Consider the following 5,393-nt stretch of genomic DNA (forward strand, 5'->3'; position numbering starts at 1 on the left):
GTCCATCAGGAAATGCGAATTCCAGCCCACACAACTCAAGGGTATGTCTGAATTCAAAAGGAGGCTCACTTGGTAGGTTTTCTTGTGGTTCATTGCCCATAATAGTTATACCCTCTTTCACCACTGTTATAGTATGCGAAGCATTTTGAAGTGTTACCCAGCTGTTCAATACAGCTCTCACGGCAGGAATCAACCTGAAAGCTGCTACCGCAAATACACCGCTTACTAAGCCCAAGTCACCACTTCCAGTGCCAATCAATAAAGCCAATCCGGTCACTATAGCTACTTCCGAGAGGAAAGACGGAAAAAGTTGGTACACTTCCATTCGCAGACGATTGTGAACAATAAACTCCATTCCTTGGTCGAAAGAAGCAAGCGAGGTATGGAAAGCCCGGGCAATTTCCAGTTCTGCATATCCACGGTAAGCTTCCACTACCGTGCGGCTCTGCTTGCGACGTGCTTCCAATTCTTCCATGCCATAACGGCGCAGGCGTCTCCGTACCAAACCCACATACAGACCGGCCAGAGGCAGAAAAGACGCACAAAGCAAAAATCCGGCAAGCGGCTCCCAGACGACAAGTGCCGTCACCATCAGCAGCACCAGCACTGCCTCTCCCGCCATGCGAAAGACCGGAGCCAATACACATGAACTGAACATATAGCAAACATAGTTTACCTCATGTCCCAGTTGCACACTGCTCTTCCCTTTTAGGAAAAGCAATCCGCGATGGTAATAATTGGCAAACACCTGCTTGCTGAATTCCCGGTATATCTCCAACTGGTATCGGCTTTGTACACGTGCCAGGAATACCACCAAAGCGTTCTTTAGTAACACAAACAGCAACACGGCACCACACAATGCCAGCATCATGCCCCGTCCGCCGCCTTGTTTTACCACTACCAGTAATATCGGTATCAGTGCTGCCACTCCGGCAAAATCAAGGATAGCACGTAACAATACCGAGAAAGCTACCCATACACCCCGCTTGCGTTGCTTTTCAGGTAACAACTGAATTATTTCTTTAATCATCAACTACCATTTGATTATATTCGTCTTCCGATGTCTTTCTTTTTCTCCTTATGTTTCTTAAAAAGCCTTCCACAAAGTCTTTCGCAAACAAAATCCAGCTAATGCTTCCTGCACCTGCCAAAAAGATACATCCCGCAAGGATTACCATTTTTCGGGGCTTCGAGGGAGTCAGAGGAACTATTGGAGGCTGAATAACTGCTAACACCGGAGTCGCCTTCTTCACTTTCACTTCGGCAGCTTGGACTTGCAACTCCGTCTGGTTATAAATTGTGAGTGCCAGATTCATTTCATTCCGCAACCTTGTCAACTCAGCGCGAGAAGTTTGCCTCACCAAACCTTGATTTATATCGGCATATCGAGTATATTTTTCCTGCGCTTTATAATACTCCGCCTGTGCCTCTTTGCGAAGTTTCTCCGTGTATTCCAGCATGCGGCGTGACTTACTTGTTCTATATTCTGTAACGTACTCCTTCAGATGTTCCAGTATAGTATCTACTACAATAGCAGCGACCTGTGGATCCTGCATAGTGACAGATAGAGTAATTTTCCTTCTTCTGCCTGTTTCATCTATTCCGACACTAGTTCTTGAGGAAATAATTCCAGCTATAGCCGCCTCTTCACGGGTTAACTGAAAAATATTTATTGAGGAGTTCACCTTCTCCACTTTCGGCTTCTCCTGAATCATTGTCATACACCAGCCCACCAATTTGGATGGTATAGACGTGACGGAATTCCACCACGGACATTTCTGATGTTCTTTCAAATATTGAGAGAGAGTAATCACAGTATTATCTTTCAACCCACGTATTTTAATATCGAAAAGTCGGACAAGAAATGGTGTAGAATGAATGATGGCAGGATATAAAACTGAATAAATAGCATCTCTCTCAGTAGTTGAAGAAGAATTCATACCAGTACCAACCACATCACTTAACGTACTTATACCTGAAGAGGTAGCTCTACGCGAACTTTCCGGAACAATAAAAATGCTGGCTGTATATTCCTTGGGAGTACCCAAAGCTACAATCAGTCCAATGACAGCACCAATGCTGCATGTTAGAAGTATTTGTTTCTTGGAAGTATAGATTTTTTCAAATAGTATCAGCCAATCTATCTCCTGTTGTCCGGACGATTGTCTTACTTTTTTTTTGTTTGCAGTATTGCGATTCATCAATATGTAATAATGTCTATACAAAAACAATGATGGAATTAATTGGGCTTCCTTTATTTTAGTTTTTGGCCTTTTACTGAGTAAACAAAAGCCTAAACTGACGATTAGTTACTACAAATCCAATAAGTTTTAGCATCAAGGATTTTTATATGGAACAATAGAGGCTGTCCCATTTTCATTCTGAGGCAGCCTCTATTTTAGCTTAGCTTATTGGTCAGCTTATTAATCGCCATAATTATCCGTATTCCAGAAATAAGCCTCTGCATTATTACCTGAACCACTGGCAAAGATACCAGAATCAGGATAATCAGTAATTGTTTCACTATAGAATTTACCACCAACAAGAAGCGTACCTGCATTGTCAATCTTGGCAAATTCTTTGATTACGCCAACTACTTCATAGGTATAAGCACCCAGAATATTTCCTGTCGGAACAGAAACTTCTTTATCATCTGCAATAGTCAAATGAGTAATGCTCTTCTTGTTTACATTTAATGTAACATTAGCATTTGCTGTAAATTCTACCAAATCTGCAGCCAATTTTACAGTTGCATTGGCGTTTACAACTACGTATTTAATGGTCGTTCCAGTGTAAGATGATAAATCGCAACCTCCATTTAAATAAACTTTATTAAACTTATCATTATCGGCAGCAGTCAAAGCTGTAGTCGTTACTGGAACAATCCAGGAAATATAACCCTGTTGAGCAGCATTTGCAACAGTCATGTCTGCGTCACGTTTCTCACATTTTACTTCACCACGTGTTACTTGAGTATTTACATCTGTTTTAACTTCGGTTGCACTGGAATTAGTAGTAATATAAGTTCTTGAACCTTCTTTAGCCTCAATAATTCCTGTATTGTTAATAGTATTATCTGTACCATTCAAGCAATACATTGAGCCACTGTTTATAATATTACCTGTATTGGTCAAACTTCCCGTACCTCCATTTCCTGCAATAATCTTAGCGCCAGCATTATTTGTCATGCTACCACTGTTAGTCATTACTGCGGCCAGATTAATGTTACCGTTATTGGTAATAGTGGAAGTATTTCCGGTTACACCTTTTACATTAATTATACCGGTAGTAGATACAGTAATTGTTCCTTCATTACCGATCGTAGTAGTATTGGTCAGAGTTGAAGAGTCCCATGTGCCACTTACTGTAATATCCGTACCATTATTTGTAGTGGTAGTAGTTGTCAACTTTACACCTGTAGCAATTTCTAAAGTACCGTTATTACCTGTAATTGTCCCTATAGTTACATCTTCAGCAATCTTAACGACAGCACCATCACCAAGTGTTACGCCTGTGTATGTATCACTACCCGCAACATTATCCTTTGCAAAAGTAACATTAGCAGCTGCGATAGTCATCATTTGCCCTGCAGGGATCTGCACATCCTCACCAATTTCAACATAACCTTCTGTTACATCACATCCACCCTCAAAAGTAACGTTATGCAATGTCATTCTGTTTGTCTCATCGTCACCTCCCTCTACAGTAACCTTATCAGAAAACGTCAAACTAACATCAGATAATTCTTGTACCTTGTTTGTTAAAGCAGCCATTACCTCCGGATTGATTACCACTTCATCACCTAATACACGAATCTTAGCTGCATCGTTAGAATTAATACCATTAATTACGGCAACCAAGTCTTTCTGTCCAATAACTACAGTACCTGTAGTTTCACTAACACTCTCAAGTTCTGCATTGCTCTTTGTTACTACCATATTTAGGAAAGCATTACCATTAGCAACAGCACCATTATCTATTTTATGTAGGCTAACATTATGTTGTCTTCTTAAATAGAAATCCTCTTGAGTATCATTACCTACTTTTTCAATATAACTATTCTTTACATCATATTTATACACCCCTTTATCAGTGTATGCATATAGTGAGATGTTATGATATACACCGGCAGGAATCAACATACGAGCCTGAAAATCAGTACTTGAAGTTTCATTATCCAGACAATCAAGAGCAATCAATTGTTGGTCAGCAGTGCCTGTTGTTTTAGAAATAACGTCCTTAAAATCAGAATCTAGAGTATTCTTATTATAGTTTATTATAGTACCATCAACATTGTTATTTTGTAATGCAACTCTAGCTTCATTTATTACATCCTGATCTGTTTCAAGCGCTCCTTTCTGATCCAACTTCGCATTAGGAATTTCCAAATTTTGAACAGTATAAGTCTTGGCAAATGGAGCATACGTTTGTAGGTCAACAGCTGTTGGTTTAACAACTATTTTCTGTACAGTCACAGCTTCAGGAAATTTCATCTTGATATTTGCATAAGAGTATACAGACACCATCGGCAGATTGAAATTATCGAAATGCCCATCTTCCTGTCCCTCCAGATTGATAATTGGTGAGATGCGGAAATCTTTCTTGGCAATTTCGCTATAGTCTGTCGCATATTTCTGAATGACAGGCAAGTCAAATTCCACGCCATTTCTGCTTTGAGTCATTTTGGAATCATACTGCAAATAGAACAGCCATGCCCCCTTCACCATGGTACCATCTGTCTCAAACTTTCCAGAAGTACCATTCCATGAGAATCTATTATTACCAACATGTCCTTCATGTATAGTATAATAGCTAGTCGGATTATTGTAGTCATAATCAACAAGAACTGCACCAACTTTATCACTTCCATCAAAAGCAATTCCAGAGCCTCCAGTCATACGTGTAGTCGCATTGTCAACACCAAATGCAAAATCTATCATCGGACGTTTCAGCTTATTAGCATCATCGTTACTTCCCAAATATTCTTCATTGGAACATCCTGCCAACAAAGCAGTGACCAACAACGAACTTACTAAAATTTTTGTTTTCATTTTATCATTAGTTAATGTTATACCATTTCCATATCATGTTACCGTATCATGCTATTAGTCCCCATCACCTGGGATTGTTCCCGAATCAAATCCTGAACCGTCATTGGGACTTCCTGCAAAACCTTTTTCTACTTCCACTTCCAAAATTTCCACTTCTGGAGCTTCATACTTCATTTCCTTTTCTACTTTCATAATCATAAATTTAAATTGTTAGTAATATTAAAAATCTCTTCATTATTAACTGGTAATATGCATCTCTGGCTATCAAAAGAATTAGGTTATCCTTAATAGCCTTGCAAATCTTTCTATAAAAAGACGAGCAAACCGCCTTTTCAGCCTGCA

Annotated in this window: 4 protein-coding genes; all 4 read right to left on the bottom strand. The window is 39.6% G+C overall.

Going from position 1 to position 5,393, the window contains the following annotated elements; all coding sequences use genetic code 11:
- Positions 1–1,030, bottom strand: a 1,030-nt coding sequence (locus tag BWI44_RS10265) for an ABC transporter ATP-binding protein (protein WP_502688833.1), incomplete at its 3' end; no start/stop codon positions are given.
- Positions 1,023–2,201, bottom strand: a complete 1,179-nt coding sequence (locus BWI44_RS10270) for a Wzz/FepE/Etk N-terminal domain-containing protein (protein WP_286813195.1) — start codon at positions 2,199–2,201, stop codon at positions 1,023–1,025. The genes BWI44_RS10265 and BWI44_RS10270, both read right to left, overlap by 8 nt.
- Before the next feature lie 222 nt (positions 2,202–2,423).
- Positions 2,424–5,051, bottom strand: a complete 2,628-nt coding sequence (locus BWI44_RS10275; protein ID WP_286813196.1) for an autotransporter outer membrane beta-barrel domain-containing protein — start codon at positions 5,049–5,051, stop codon at positions 2,424–2,426.
- A gap of 54 nt (positions 5,052–5,105) precedes the next feature.
- Positions 5,106–5,243 (bottom strand): hypothetical protein, encoded by a 138-nt coding sequence (locus BWI44_RS10280; protein WP_181982226.1) that lies wholly within the window; start codon positions 5,241–5,243, stop codon positions 5,106–5,108.
- Positions 5,244–5,393 lie beyond the last annotated feature (150 nt).

Origin of the sequence: Bacteroides sp. Phil13, assembly GCF_001940965.1 — a bacterium.
GTDB lineage: Bacteria > Bacteroidota > Bacteroidia > Bacteroidales > Bacteroidaceae > Bacteroides > Bacteroides intestinalis.